13 protein-coding genes are annotated in these 13,860 nt (G+C 68.5%); 6 read left to right on the plus strand and 7 right to left on the minus strand.

Features of this window, described 5'->3' with window-relative positions:
- Window positions 1-150: 150 nt before the first annotated feature.
- The 5 genes from ASC87_RS22820 to ASC87_RS22840 form a co-directional block, all read right to left on the minus strand.
- Window positions 151-1,677, minus strand: coding sequence for a hypothetical protein (locus tag ASC87_RS22820; protein WP_056667975.1), 1,527 nt, complete (start codon window positions 1,675-1,677; stop codon window positions 151-153).
- 15 nt (window positions 1,678-1,692) lie between these two features.
- Complete coding sequence (locus tag ASC87_RS22825) at window positions 1,693-2,367, minus strand: C39 family peptidase (protein ID WP_056667978.1); 675 nt, start codon at window positions 2,365-2,367, stop codon at window positions 1,693-1,695.
- A gap of 4 nt (window positions 2,368-2,371) precedes the next feature.
- Window positions 2,372-2,779 (minus strand): hypothetical protein, encoded by a 408-nt coding sequence (locus ASC87_RS22830; protein WP_056667981.1) that lies wholly within the window; start codon window positions 2,777-2,779, stop codon window positions 2,372-2,374.
- Window positions 2,780-2,869: 90 nt separating this feature from the next.
- The gene (locus ASC87_RS22835) at window positions 2,870-4,603 is read right to left on the minus strand and encodes a hypothetical protein (RefSeq protein WP_056667984.1); all 1,734 of its coding nucleotides are present in this window, start codon (window positions 4,601-4,603) and stop codon (window positions 2,870-2,872) included.
- Window positions 4,604-5,038: 435 nt separating this feature from the next.
- Complete coding sequence (locus ASC87_RS22840) at window positions 5,039-6,376, minus strand: sigma-54 dependent transcriptional regulator (protein WP_056667987.1); 1,338 nt, start codon at window positions 6,374-6,376, stop codon at window positions 5,039-5,041.
- 428 nt (window positions 6,377-6,804) lie between these two features.
- Here ASC87_RS22840 and ASC87_RS22845 point away from each other — a divergent pair, with 428 nt between their 5' ends.
- From ASC87_RS22845 to ASC87_RS32085, 3 genes are all read left to right on the plus strand, one after another.
- The gene (locus tag ASC87_RS22845; protein ID WP_056667990.1) at window positions 6,805-7,002 is read left to right on the plus strand and encodes a hypothetical protein; all 198 of its coding nucleotides are present in this window, start codon (window positions 6,805-6,807) and stop codon (window positions 7,000-7,002) included.
- Window positions 7,003-7,122: 120 nt separating this feature from the next.
- Window positions 7,123-7,326 carry a hypothetical protein gene (locus ASC87_RS22850; RefSeq protein WP_056667993.1) on the plus strand — a complete coding sequence of 68 codons (204 nt, stop codon included), beginning with the start codon at window positions 7,123-7,125 and terminating at the stop codon, window positions 7,324-7,326.
- 17 nt (window positions 7,327-7,343) lie between these two features.
- Window positions 7,344-7,481 (plus strand): hypothetical protein, encoded by a 138-nt coding sequence (locus tag ASC87_RS32085; RefSeq protein ID WP_157604241.1) that lies wholly within the window; start codon window positions 7,344-7,346, stop codon window positions 7,479-7,481.
- A gap of 12 nt (window positions 7,482-7,493) precedes the next feature.
- Here ASC87_RS32085 and ASC87_RS22855 read toward each other — a convergent pair whose 3' ends face one another.
- Together ASC87_RS22855 and smc are read right to left on the minus strand one after the other, a co-directional pair.
- On the minus strand, window positions 7,494-8,558 hold the full coding sequence (locus ASC87_RS22855; RefSeq protein WP_056667996.1) for a hypothetical protein: 1,065 nt from the start codon (window positions 8,556-8,558) through the stop codon (window positions 7,494-7,496).
- A 13-nt stretch (window positions 8,559-8,571) separates the two neighbouring features.
- On the minus strand, window positions 8,572-12,087 hold the full coding sequence (smc, locus tag ASC87_RS22860) for a chromosome segregation protein SMC (RefSeq protein WP_056667999.1): 3,516 nt from the start codon (window positions 12,085-12,087) through the stop codon (window positions 8,572-8,574).
- Between the two features lie 187 nt (window positions 12,088-12,274).
- Between smc and queF the strand changes: the two genes are divergently transcribed.
- The 3 genes from queF (at window position 12,275) to ASC87_RS22875 (ending at window position 13,844) form a co-directional block, all read left to right on the plus strand.
- Window positions 12,275-12,763 (plus strand): preQ(1) synthase, encoded by a 489-nt coding sequence (queF, locus tag ASC87_RS22865; RefSeq protein ID WP_369820784.1) that lies wholly within the window; start codon window positions 12,275-12,277, stop codon window positions 12,761-12,763.
- A 93-nt stretch (window positions 12,764-12,856) separates the two neighbouring features.
- Window positions 12,857-13,414, plus strand: a complete 558-nt coding sequence (locus tag ASC87_RS22870; protein WP_056668002.1) for an NADPH-dependent FMN reductase — start codon at window positions 12,857-12,859, stop codon at window positions 13,412-13,414.
- On the plus strand, window positions 13,404-13,844 hold the full coding sequence (locus tag ASC87_RS22875) for an SET domain-containing protein (RefSeq protein WP_056668005.1): 441 nt from the start codon (window positions 13,404-13,406) through the stop codon (window positions 13,842-13,844). Before ASC87_RS22870 ends, ASC87_RS22875 begins: the two co-directional genes overlap by 11 nt.
- Window positions 13,845-13,860 lie beyond the last annotated feature (16 nt).

The following is a 13,860-nucleotide window of genomic DNA, read 5'->3' on the forward strand; positions in this document are numbered from 1 at the left end:
TTGAGTTGGCGCTCTGGGATTTATCCCAAACAGCGAGTGCTCGCAACAACTTACGTGACCTCGGTCCAATTTATTCCGGACAGTAGTGGGCTTTCGCCGGGATGACCCGAGATTTTCCCCGGACAGCGATGACCGCTTTTCCCGGCAGCGTCAACGCCGCAGCGAGTTGGTGATCGCGCTCTGCACTGATTGCTGCAGGTTCAACGACCGGAGGATGCCGGCGCTGTTCACCGTCGCGTTGACGGTGGTGACGCTCTGGATCTTCTGGTTGTCCAGGGTGTTCTGGATCACCGTGCCCACCGCCGACCCGATCACCGCACCGGGCAGCACGGTGTTGCCCGCCCCGCTCTGCACCACCGCGAGCGCCCCGCCGTTGAGGGTGGTCACGGCGGCCTGGCCGGCCGAGAGCTTGCTCAGGTCCGCCACGTTCAGGCTCGTCATGGTCACGAGCGTGCCATTGATGTACACCGCGCGCTCGATGCCGAACGACAGCGTGAGGCCGGTGTCGGTCATGAACCCGCCACGCACACCGTCCAGTTGCGACGAGTTCATCGCCACGGTCTCGCCTTGCCACGGCGCACGCGCCGGTTCGGCCTCCTCGGCCTCGAGCACACTCCTCAGGGCAGCCAGGTCGTTCAGCACATGCTCGATCGGCGATACCGCGGCAGGCCGGCTGGCATCGGCCACCGACACCACGGGTTCGGGTTCGGGCACGGCAGCAACCACGGGCTGCTCGGGCGGGGTCTCCTCCACCTCCGGCACACCTCTCAGCGCTGCCAGCGCACTCAACACGCGGTCGGTGGGCGTGGCACCCACGGCGTCGCCAGCGCCGTCGATCCGCGCCTGCACGTAGTCGGCCCGCGGCGTGGCGCGGGCCGGCGCATCCCCATCCGCAACGTCCGCCGGCACGACCAGGTCGATCACGGGCGTGGCGGAAACCTCCCCGCCCACACGCACACCGGCCAGGCTCGCCAACACACGGTCCGCGTGCACGGGCTCGTCCAGCACGGGCGCCTGCGCCACCTGCACCACGTCCTGGGCCGCGTCGATCGGCACATTCGCCAGAAGCAGGTGGTCCGGGTCCAAGGTGCCGGCCCGGTCGTCCACCAGCACCGCCACGGTGTCACCCTCGGCAGGTGCAGCCGGTGAGCCAGGAGGGGGCAACCAGTCGAGCGTCCAGGGCGCTGCGTGCAACGGGTCATGGTCATCGGGTTCGTCGGCGGGGCGGCTCACCAGGCCCACGAGCACAGGAGCCTCTGTCGGCACATCCGGCGCCGCCGGTTCCGCGGGGTTTTCGGACTCGCCCGCGAGCGCGACCAGTGTCACTTCGGTGCGGCCGAATCCCTCGGCCACGGCGGGCGCCTCGGGCACCACGTCGGCAGCCGTATCGACGGCCACCTCCAACGGCGCGGTGGTCTCGGGCCGGATGAGCTGCAACAACGCGCGGCGCTCCTCGGCCTGCACCGGGCGCGCCACAGACCGGCGCGGAGGTTTCGCGACGACTTGCGGGCAGGCCTCGGGCGCAGGCGCCATCGGGGCATCGATTCCGAGCACGCGCATGACACGCGACACGTCGTCGTGCGTGGGGTCGTCTTCGGCCGAGGCCTGCGTGCCCGCCGACAGGCCAAGGGCCATCAGCGAGAACAGCAGGGCCGGCCGGGAGGGATGGAGTGTCATGGCGTGAGGTCCCGCTCAGAAATCCGATGGGCCGAGCTTGGGGATCGTGATGCCGTTCAGCCCTTCGCGAAGGATCCCGTTGCTTGTCGGTGCGCGCGGGACGGTGCGCCAATCGGCGGCCAGGTTGAAACCCGCGAGCTCCTGCTTGTTCGTGATCACGAACACGATCTGGTTCACCCACCTCGCCTCGAAGGCAGCCCGCGCAAGCGCGCGAGTGCCGCCCGCCGGGTCGCCGATCAGCACGCGGCCATCGCGCACGCCCTTGATCACGACGAAATGGTTGTAGCCGCTCTCATTGATGAGCGCGATCGCCGGGATGCGCGCGCTCTCGAGTTTGTCGAGTGGCGCCTCGAACCCGTCGGCCTGGTAGCCGTGGGATTCCAGGAACCGCTTCATGTCCAGCAGCGAGAAGCCCTCGCGCTGGATCTTCGCTTGATCGCCGTGGCGGTACATCGCCTCGAAGACCGCCTGCTCGTTCACCCGATGCCCGTAGTGGTGGGTGAGCAAGGTTGAAAGCGCGGCGGAGCCGCAGCTGAAATCGAACTGCTGCCGCTCCGTCGCGAGGTAACGCCCTTCCTTCAGGCTCACCGCGGGCACCGAATAGATGCCGCCCACGTCGACCGAGCCGGCATGGACCGGACCACCCCACAGGGTCGCCAGCACGAGGAACAGGAAGGTGGGGGACTTCATGGTGTCACTTCAACTGCACGTTGACGATGGTGGCGTTCTGGATCAGCACGTTGTTGCCGCTGTTCTGGATCACCGTGGGCAGCCCGGCCGAGCCCGCGAGGGCCCCGTCGCTGATCACGTTGCCACCGGTCACGACGTTGGTGGCCGAGTTGTCGGCCACGACGCCCTTGAGCTTCATGTCGTTGATCGTCACCGAACCACCGCGCTTGGCCGCCAAGGAGCGGCTGTCGAGCGGTTTGATCCCGAGGGGATTGGGCGCGACGGCTGGCGTGGCCGCAGCGGGCGCCGCGGCTTCGGCGGGAGGTGGCGTGGATACCGCCACGACCTCGTCGGCCGCGTGCACCGCCGCGCTCCACGTCAGCGACACGAGTGACGCTGCACCGAGCACGAGTGTGTGCGTTAGGGTCTTCATGATGCCTCCTGTGCATTCCGCTGGGGCAATGAACTGTTCGCCGAAACACCGGGGGGCCCGGAGGTCCCCCGGTGGATCAGCTTGCTTGCATCACCTGCCGAGGCTCAGGTTGGCCTGCACATTGACGCTCTGCTGCACCAGTGCGCCGATGCCGGTGTTCTGGCTGAGAACCAGAATGCCTGCCGCCGATTGCGCCGTGCCCGTCATGGAGTTGGACATGTTGAACGTGCCGGCACTGACGGCGTTGGAACCGCCCGCACCACCTGCACCGCCCGCGGCACCCGAGCCTGAGCCGCCGCTGCCGGCGCCACCCGTGCCCGAAGCACCTGCCCCACCACCACCACCGGCTGCGCCAGCGCCGCCGGCCGCACCGTTGCCTGCCGTCGCGCTGCCATTGGTGGCGCTGGTGGACGCATCGCCGTTCGAGGCGCTGCCCCCGCCCCCGCCGCCACCGGCCACATTGCTGGCGGTTCCGCCAGCGCCGGCGTTGCTCGTCGTTGCGCCACCGGTTCCGGTCGCCGCACCGCCGGACGACGTCGCCGTGCCGGTGTTGGAGCCGCTGGACGCCGTGGCTGCACCGCTGGTACCGGCGCCACCGGTGCCTGTGGCCGAGCCCGTGGCCGCACCACCCGTGCCGGACGAAGAGCCGGTGGCCGCGCCGCCGGTGTTCGCCGCCGTGTTGGTCGAGCCGCTGCTTGCCGTGCCCGTGCCGGTGCCGGCACCACCCGTGCCCGTGACGGCACCGCCCGAGCCGGCCCCGCCACCGCTGCTGCCGCCGGCGCCGCCGCCTGCGCCAGGATCCCCTCCACCGGCACCACCGTTGGAGTTGCCGGCACTGCCACCCACGCCGAGGCTGCCACCGAGTGTGCCGCCCCCTGCGCCCAGGCCACCGCCCAGGGCGCCACTGCCCGACCGCTGGCCGGACGCGGACAAACCACCAAGCGAGGCATTGGCCGACAGGGCCGATCCACCGGTGTTGCCATCGGTGGCGCTGCCATCGCCGCCACTCGCCGCCGAGCCTGCAGCCGCGCCGCCGGTCCGCTGTGCGTTGCCTGCGAGGGCTGCCCCGCCCGCGGTGCGGGTGGTGCCGCCAGTCGCGGTGGCATCACCGCCGTTGGCACCCCTGGCACCCCGGGCGTCACCGCCGGCGCCGCCGGCGCCGCCCGTGGCGCTGTTCGAGGCGTCGCCAGCGTTCGCGCTGCCGACGCGGGCATTGCCGCCGTCACCGCCCGAACCGCCGGCGCCGCCACGGCCACCGGCGCCGCCATTGCCGCCACGGCCGTCGCCGCCGACGCCAATGCCGCCATAACCGTCACCGCCCGCGCCGCCCCGGCCACCATTGGCATTGCCGCTGTTGTTGGCGACATTGCCGAGGCCGGAAACCTGGACGCCGCTGACCGTGCCTGTCAGCTTGCTGATGGCGATGGCCTTGCTGGAGTTGAACGAGTTCGTGAAGTTCGCGGTGGACGTGCTGCCGTTGTTGGCCGCCGCGGTGCCCCAGCCGGACGCTGCTGCCCGGCCGCTGTTGTCACGGTTGTCGCCCGTGCTCTTGTTGTTCTTCTGGTCGGAGTTGTTGCTGTTGTCGGTTGGCGTGATCGTGGTGGTGCGGCTGTTCGTCCTGGTCGACGTCTTCGTCGCGGTGAGCGTGTTGGTCTGCGTGGCCGTCGAGTTCTCATTCGCCGCAGGCCCGAAGCTGCTGGAGGCAGATGCATTCGCCAACTGATTCACCTTGCTGGAGTCGCTGGTGTTCGTGTTGGTGGGGTTGGCCCAGGCGGAGGCCCCGAAGGCCAGGGCGAGCGCCGACGCCAATAAGGTTCTTGTCATGGAATTTCTCCTCGATAGGGTTGATATACCGGACATCAGGGATTTGGCATGGCACGCCAATCCGCAGGGTTCTTTGCAGGAACAGGACCACTGCATGCCAGGCCCTCGCCAAGTGCTTGATTCACAAGGGAAACTCCAGCATGGGCACGGGAGCACCAGGCCATCGCCCACGTCCGGATGAGGTCCTGTTGTCTCAGGGCTGTGACACCCCCGTCGCGCCCGCCGCGCCGAACGCGCGCCACGGCCTTTTTTCCCTTGCTGATCAACGGCCTGCGCGCGCGGCTCCGGGCAAACCCGGCCGAAACGGCGGCGTCACATCCTTGTGACATCCATCTGGAGGAGGCCCGCACAAGCTCGCGCGACGGGGGACGAATTCATCCCCCGCCTGAGGTTGCAAACGGATTGAGCGCGTATAGCGAGCACCGCGCGAGCGTGTCAGTTCGTGATGCTGTGCTTGGCCATCAGCCGGTACAGGGTCATGCGCGACACCCCGAGCTGGCGCGCCGCCTGGGTCACGTTGCGGCCGGCGCTTTGCAGGCTGCAGGAGATCGCGCTGCGTTCCGCCTCGGTCCGGGCGTCGTCCAGGGCCTCGTGCTGCGGCGCGTCCACGCGTTCCTCGAGCCCGAGGTCGAAGGGCGTGATCAGGCGCCCTTCGCTCATCACCATCGCGCGGCGCACGCGGTTGATGAGCTCGCGCACGTTGCCCGGCCAGTCGTGCACTTCCATCGCAGCCACCGCGCGGCGGCTGAACCCCCTGAGTCGGGGGCTCTTGTCGTGGATGAACTTCGTGAAGCAGTGCTGTGCCAGCAATGCGACATCCGTCTTGCGTTCACGCAGCGGCGGCACACGAAGGGGCAGCACATTGAGGCGATAGAACAGGTCTTCGCGGAACCCGCCGGCCGACACCGCCTTGTCGAGGTCGACGTTGGTGGCCGCGATCACCCTCACGTCCACCTGGATGCTGCGCGTGGACCCCACGCGGTTGATGGTCATCTCCTGCAGGAAGCGCAGCAGGTTGACCTGGAGGTCAAGTGACAGGTCGCCGATCTCGTCGAGGAACACCGTGCCGCCGCTGGCGGCTTCGATCAGCCCGCGTTCGTCGCGCGACGCCCCGGTGAACGAACCCTTCGTGTGGCCGAAGAGTTCCGACTGGATCAGCGACGGGTGGATGGCCCCGCAATTGACGGCCACGAAGGGCCCGCGGGCGCGTGCAGACTGCTGGTGGATCGCCTGCGCCGCCAGTTCCTTGCCGCTGCCGCTTTCGCCCCGGATCAGCACCGGCGCATCCACCTTCGCGACCCGCTTGACTTGCCACAGCAAGTTCTTGATGGGCGCGCTTTCACCGACGATCGGCCCGTCGCCCACCACACCGGACGGCTTGCCCTCGGGCGCCGGCCTGAGCGCCGCGTGCCCGTACGCGTGCCCCAGCGTCTGCACCAGGTGTTGCGGCTCGACGGGCTGCGTATGGTGATCAAAGAAGTGATCGAGGATCAGCTCACGGCAAGCCGGCAACGCCAGGGCCGGCAGGTCGAACACACCGACCCACTCGAGGCTGTCGTGTTGTGCGAGGAACTCATGGAGTTCCTCGCACCCGGCCTCGTGGACCTCGTGTGTCATCAGCAGGCCCACGCGGAAGTGGTGCTGGTGGAGCAACCGGTGCGCGGACTTCAAGTCCATCGCGGTGTGCACCTCCCAGGAGGCTGCACGCAGGTACTCGCACAGCCCGGCGTCGGCATGCCTCGGCACGACGCACAGAATCTTTCTTTCGCCCATAAAGCGTTCCCCACGAGCGGATTGCCGGGCCCGCCCGGCAGCAGCCGGCCCGCAAACTTCGCCTTGTCAAATCTGGTCTCCTCACCCCGAGCACGCACACGCGGTCCTGTAGCAGGACACGCGGCGAGCCGCGGCTTTCTTGCTTCTTGTGACGCGACGGTTCCGGTCGTCGGCTGGTGAGCCGTCCCCCCCGGTTCCCCTGACGCCGGAGGTGGATGACCCGCGGCGTGGAGGTGTTCCGCAAGGGCGAAACACCCTGGCAGGAACGACGACCCGCGTGGCCGACTTTCGGATTCTGCGAGTGCATCAGGGCCCTGCGTCCCCCGCAAACGGGGGTGTGACCAAATGCATCCATCCCCCCAAACGCGTGTTCCGCGAAGGGTCATCGGATCGCAGAATTCGTCCACACGCACCACGGAGATTCACACATGGATGCCCTCTACCTGCCCGCCTTCGACCAAGCCATGCAATTCCTGTTCGAACGCCATGGCAATTCGATCAGCGAAGACCTGGTCGAAGCGTACTGCGCTTGTGGCTACCTCAAGGACATTGACGGCGTGCTCACGCTGACCGACACCGGTCGAGCGGAACTGCGCCGCCGCCGTCGCAGCGTCGCCACGAACTGAACGCGCGTTTGCCGGTGTCGGACACCACCGACACCACACCGCGCACTGTCCCTACCCCTCTCGCGCCCTCGGCGTCAGAGACTGGTCTCCGTGAAGTTCCGCTCTTACAGGGAGCCGACAATGACCGAACGCACCCAATGGCACGAGTCCACCATCCCCATGGATGGCCAGCAGATCCTCATCCGCACGCGTCACCTGCCCAATGGGTGGGACTGGCAAGTGCGCATGGGTGAGGAAGACCTCGACAACCCGGCCGGCCTGGCCGACACCCAGGAACGCGCCATCTCCGCGGCCCTGCACGAAGCGGCAGGCCGCGCGATCTGACCAAAGTGGAGGCCGCCATGAGCCGCCGTCACGACCCCGCCCCGCCCGGCAAGCCCGAACCCGGTGAATTGCCGGTGGAGCCCGACCAGGGGGCCTTTCCGCCCCCTGGCAGCAGCGAAGAGGAAGACGAGGCCGACCTGCCGGCCCCGACCTGAGAGGCTGATTCGTCAGCTGAACAGGCGCCGCGCGGCGGGGGAACCCGCCGCGAGGTCGCGTGCCGCCAGGGCCTCGTACAGGCGGCGCAGTTCGCCGCCGATCGATGCGAAGCCGGGCACGCTGAGCGGGTGGCCGTTGTCGTCCACCACGGCCGCATCCATGCCCAGCGACAGCGCCTGCGCGCTGGCCTGCCAGGCCGCGAACGGTTCGGACGACGCCTCGGTCTGCGGCACGTCGAAGCTCAGCATCACGTCGCGCACGGCCGACTGGTTGGGGTCGTCCGCCAACGCGGCCTGCGCGTCGTAGCTCAACACCAGCACCGGCGGCGCCCCGTCCTCCGCACCCGGCAGCACCATGCGTCCCGGCACGTTGCCGGCCACGAACCCATGGCGTGCCGCATGTTGCTGGATGTAGCCCACGCTCCAGGCCGTCAGCCGCGCGTGCAGGTGCACGGCGAGCTGGGCGTCGTGCTGGCTCGCGAAGGCGTCGAGTTCGCGGGCTCGGCCCACCACGTCGAGCATGTCGGGGAAGTCCACCAGCGCGCCCAGCAGCTCGGCGAACCCCTGCACCTTCTGCACGAACTCGGAGTACTCGATTTCGTTCAGGCCACCGGTGCGGTTGGCCAGTTGCACCCCGGCCTGGAACTCGCTGTAGCGGCGTCCCGGCAGCGGCATTTCCCACTCACCGTTTTCGGTGTTCAGCCCTTCGATCAGGAAGGGTTTCGTACCCGCCCGCCGCGTGGGCGGCAGGTGCGACAGCGCCATGTCACCACTCACCGGCGCTTCCACCGTGATCGATGCGATGCCGTCGATCAGCGCATCGATGCGCGCGCTGGGACGGCGCGGGAACAACATCGGTTCCGCGCGGTCGGCGAGCCCGCCGCCGGTGGGGGTGTCGCCACCCGCCGCGCCCTGCGGGCCACCGTCGAGCACGGGTTCACGCGGCTCGGCCGGCGGGGCCACGGGCGGCGACGGGCGCAGGGGCCCGGCCTTGCGGGCCTGCCAGGCGCCGTGGGCGACCACGCCCGCCAGCACCACCCCACCCACACACGCCAGCGCAATCGTCAGGTTGTCCATCTCGTCGAGTTCCTCAGGCCGCCTGCACCATGCCGACAGCCGCTTCCATGTCCACCGCGACGATGCGCGAGACACCTTGTTCCTGCATGGTCACGCCGATCAGCTGCTCGGCCATCTCCATCGCGATCTTGTTGTGGCTGATGAACAGGAACTGCGTGCCGGCCGACATCGTCTTCACGAGCTTCGCGTAGCGTTCCGTGTTGGCGTCGTCGAGCGGCGCGTCCACTTCGTCCAGCAGGCAGAACGGCGCCGGGTTCAGCTGGAAGATCGCGAACACGAGCGCGATGGCCGTGAGCGCCTTTTCACCGCCCGACAGCAGGTGGATGGTGCTGTTCTTCTTGCCCGGGGGCTGCGCCATCACCTGCACGCCGGCGTCGAGGATCTCGTCGCCCGTCATGATGAGCCTCGCGTTGCCACCGCCGAAGAGGCTCGGGAACATGCGCCCGAAGCCGTCGTTGACCTGGTTGAACGTGGCCATGAGCAGGTCGCGGGTTTCCAGGTCGATCTTGTGGATCGCGTTTTCGAGCGTGTTGATGGCCTCGTTCAGGTCGGCGTTCTGCGCGTCGAGGAAGGTCTTGCGCTCGCGCGACGACGTGAGCTCGTCCAGCGCCGCCAGGTTCACGGCCCCCAGGGCGTTGATCTCGCGGCCGATGCGGTCGATCTCGCCCTGCAGGCCGTACAGCTTCACGCCGTTGTCGGTGATGTTGCGTTCGAGCGCTTCCAGGTCCACACCCGCCGCGGTGAGCTGCTCCATGAACTGCGCGCCGCCGAGCTGGGCGGCCTGCTCCTCGAGCTGCAGCTTCGTGATGCGGTCGCGCAGCGGCTGCAGGCTCTGCTCGTGGGCGAGGCGTTGTTCGTCGAGGCGGCGCAGGCGCAGCGTCAGGTCGTCGTACTCGCTGCGCTTGGCGGCGAGTGCCGATTCGCGGTCGAGGCGCAGCGCCAGCGCCGCTTCCAGCCCCACCTGCGCGGAGGCGTCGGTGAGCCGGCCCAGCTCCTCGCGCAGCTGCGCCTCGGACTGCGCGTTGCCCTGCACCTGCTGCGCCGCCGTCTCGATGCTGCGCTGCAGTTCGCCACGCCGTGCAGCCAGCGAGCGCGACGAGAACGTCGCCTCCTGGGCCTGCCGCTCGAGCGACCGCAGCTGTTCGCGCGCATCGGCCAGCCGGCGTTCGGCGGCGATCACCGCTTCGTCGAGCTCGGCGTGGCGCTCCTGCGTGGTAGCGAGCTGCATGTCGAGTTCCTCGAACCGCGCCTCGCCGGTGGCGCGGCGTTCGTTGAGTTCCTCGAGCTGGGCATCGATCTCGTGCAGTTCGTCGTCGAGCTGGCCGCGCCGGGCGCTGGTCTGCTCGGCAAGCTGCGACAGGCGCAGCAGCTCCACCTGCAGCTGGTGCGCGCGGGTTTGCGTTTCGGCAGCGTCACGGCGGGCCGTCACGAGGCGCTGCGAGGCCTCGGTGTACGCGGCCTCGGCACGCACCAGCCCACCGCGCGCCTCCTCGGCGATCAGTGTCTGGGCACGCAGCTGGTGCTCGAGGCTCTCGATCTCCTGCGCACGGGCCAGCATGCCGGCCTGTTCGGAGTCGGGGGCGTAGAACGCCACCGAGAACTGGCTCACGGCATGGCCCTCGCGGGTCATGATGACCTCGCCGTGGGTGAGCTTGTCGCGTGCGGCCAGCGCCTCGTCGATGTTCGGCGCGGTGTACACGCCTTCGAGCCAGTCGTTCAGCAGGGCCTTCAGGCCCGCCTCGGTCAGGCGCAGCAGGTCGGACAGCCGCGGCAGCGTGTGATGGGTGTTGGCGATGGCCGCATGCGGCGGGCTGTAGAACGCGAGCTTGGCCGGCGGCGCGTCGAGCGCGAAGGCCCGCACCGTCTCCAGGCGGCCCACCTCCAGCGCGCTCAGGCGCTCGCGCAGCGACGACTCCAGCGCGGTTTCCCAACCGGTTTCGATGTGGATGCGTTTCCACAGGCCCTGCATGTTCTCGAGGCCGTGCTTGGCCAGCCACGGCTTGAGCTTGCCCTCGGTCTGCACCTTCTCCTGCAGCGCACGCAGCGCTTCCAGGCGCGCGCTCAGGTCGGCCTGCCGGGCCGAATCGGTGTTGACCTGTTCCTGCTTCATGCGGCGGTCGTCGTCGAGCGCGGGCACCTGCTCGGTGAGCTCGTGCAACCGCTCGTCGGCCACCGCACGCGCGTCCTCGGCGACGCCGAACTGGGCCTTCAGGTCGCCCAGGCGGTCCATGTCGGGCACGGCCAGCTGGCGGCGTTCCGCGTCGAGCCGGTCGCGGCGCTGCTGGAACTGCCGGCCCTGGTCGTCGAGGCTGCGGCTCTCGGCCGCCAGCACCTGGATCTGCTGCTGCACGCCCGACACGGCCGTGCGCTGCTCGTTGCTGCGGTTCTGCGCCGTGCGCACCGCGTCTTCCACGTTGGGCAGGTTGCCCGCCTGTTCCTCGGCCTGGGCGGCGAGCACCTCGCTGCGTTCGTCGGCCGCAGCGATCTGTTCGGCGATGGTCTCGAGTTCGTCCTGCGCCTGGGCCTGGCGGTCGGCCCAGGTCTCGTTCTGCGTCTTCAGCTCGACCAGGCGCTGCTCGACACGCTGGCGGCCTTCCACCACGTAGCGGATGCGTTCCTCGAGGCGGCTCACCTCGAGTGCCGCCTCGGCCAACGACCCTTGCGCGGTGTGCAGCTCGTCGCTCGCGGCGTAGTGGGCCTGACGCACGGTTTCCAGTTCGGCCTCCCCGTGGCGCAGCTCCGCCGTGCGGGCCTCGAGCGCGTTGGTGGCCTCCAGCACTTCCTTGCGCACCCGCTCCTGCTCGCCGGCCGCATCGCGGTGCTTGAGGAACCACAACTGGTGCAGCTTGAGGGTGCCGGCTTCCTGGAGCCCGCGGTACTTCGTGGCCACCTCGGCCTGCTTCTCGAGCTTCTCGAGGTTGCTGTTGAGCTCGCGGAGGATGTCCTCGACGCGGGTCAGGTTCTCGCGCGTGTCCTTCAGCCGGTTCTCGGTTTCGCGGCGGCGTTCCTTGTACTTCGACACCCCAGCGGCTTCCTCGAGGAACAGGCGCAGTTCTTCCGGCTTGCTCTCGATGATGCGGCTGATGGTGCCCTGGCCGATGATGGCGTAGGCGCGGGGCCCGAGGCCGGTGCCGAGGAACACGTCCTGCACGTCGCGGCGGCGCACGGGCTGGTTGTTGATGAAGTAGCTGCTGGTGCCGTCGCGCGTGAGCACGCGGCGCACGGCGATTTCGGTGAACTGGTTCCACTGGCCGCCGGCGCGGGCGTCCTCGTTGCTGAACACGAGTTCCACGCTGGCGCGGCTCGCACCCTTGCGGTTGCCCGAGCCGCTGAAGATCACGTCCTGCATGGACTCGCCACGCAGTTCGCTGGCCTTCGATTCACCGAGCACCCAGCGCACCGCATCCATGATGTTGGACTTGCCGCACCCGTTCGGGCCGACGACCCCCACCAACTGACCCGGCAACTGGAAATGCGTGGGATCGGCAAACGACTTGAAGCCCGAGAGTTTGATGGAGTTCAGACGCATGGCGTGGAAACGGGCCCTGACAGGCAACCCCCGGCGCACCTCACCGGGGCATCCAGGACCGCCTAAGTACTTGATTTATTTGGCGAATCTCGTGCAACGACGAGCCTCCGGCGAGGCGCGATGATACCATCGGGCCCCTCGCGGCATTCCCGCAAAACCCTCTCCGAACCCGTCTGCCATGGCCAAGATGTCCACCAAAGTCGCCCTGCCCAAAACCAAGCCCGCCACGGCCGTGGGCCAGCGCGAAAAACCGGCCAAGCCGCCCAGCGTGCCCAGCAAGCAGATCGACGTGTTCCCGAACCCCACCCCGAAGCGCGACTACGCGATCCAGTTCCAGGTGCCCGAGTTCACCTGCCACTGCCCGCTCACCGGCCAGCCCGACTTCGCCCATTTCACGATCGACATGATCGCGGACAAGCTGTGCGTCGAGCTCAAGAGCCTGAAGATGTACATGTGGAGCTACCGCCACGAAGGCGCGTTCCACGAGAAGGTCACGAACGACATCCTCGACGACATCGTGCGTGCCACCGACCCGCGGTTCATCCGCATCACCGCGAAGTGGTACGTGCGCGGCGGCATCTACACGAACGTGGTGGCCGAGCACCGCAAGAAGGGCTGGAAGCCGCAGCCCGTGGTGGTCATGCCCGCCCACGCACCGGCCACCGGCCTGGCTTGACCGGCTGACGCACAAAGACCCGGTGCTTGGCAGGGTGCCGGGCCTTGCTCCACGATGGCGGTCCCGAAGCCCCTGCCCTGAAGGATCCCGTCCATGGCCACCACCCGCAACGTCGCCGTCTTTGTCGGCAGCCTCCGCAAGGCCTCGCTGAACCGCAAGGTCGCCCTGGCCCTCGCGGCCCTGGCGCCCCCCACGCTCAAGCTGTCCATCGTGGAGATCGGCGACCTGCCCCTCTTCAACGAGGACTGGGAAGCCAACCCGCCCAAGAACGTGGTGGACCTGAAGGCCACCATCCAGGCGGCCGACGCGGTGCTGTTCGTCACGCCGGAGTACAACCGCTCGGTGCCGGGGGTGCTGAAGAACGCCATCGACGTGGCATCGCGCCCGTACGGCAAGAGCGCATGGAACGGCAAGCCCGGGGCGGTGGTGAGCGCGTCGCCCGGCGCCATCGGCGGCTTTGGCGCCAACAACCACCTGCGCCAGTCGTTCGTGTTCCTGAACGTGCCGATGCTGCCCCACGAGGCCTACCTCGGCAACGCCCACACGCTGTTCGACGACGCGGGCAAGCTCACCAACGAATCCACGAAGGAATTCCTGACGAAGTTCCTGGCGCGGTTCGCCACCTGGATCGAAAGCAACATTGCAACCTGACCTCCTGGCCCTTCCGGCCCGCCCCGCCTACCAGAAGTACGCCGTCGATGTGCGCCCGAGCCCCATCGACGGCCAGGGCGTGTTCGCGCTCGAACCCATTCCGCGCTGGCGCAAGATCGGCGAGATCCGAGGTGAATCCATCAGCGTGATCGAGGCCCGCATCCGGGCCACGCGCCACGAGCGTGTGATGATCGTCGAGATCTCCGAGGACAAGGCCATCGACTTCCACAAGTCGGCCGACCCCATGCGCTACACGAACCACTCGTGCCAGCACAACGCCCGGCTGTCCATCCAGCAGGGGCGTGTCGAGTTCTACTCCCTTCGTGCCATCTCGCCGGGCGAAGAGATCACCGTGAGCTATGGCGAGACCCACCATGAAGGCCGGCTCGCCTGCCGGTGCGGTGCGCCGGGGTGTGCCCGGCGGCTGTAGCCGCCAGGCCATCCGG

This window comes from Rhizobacter sp. Root1221, from assembly GCF_001425785.1.
Taxonomy (GTDB): domain Bacteria; phylum Pseudomonadota; class Gammaproteobacteria; order Burkholderiales; family Burkholderiaceae_C; genus Rhizobacter.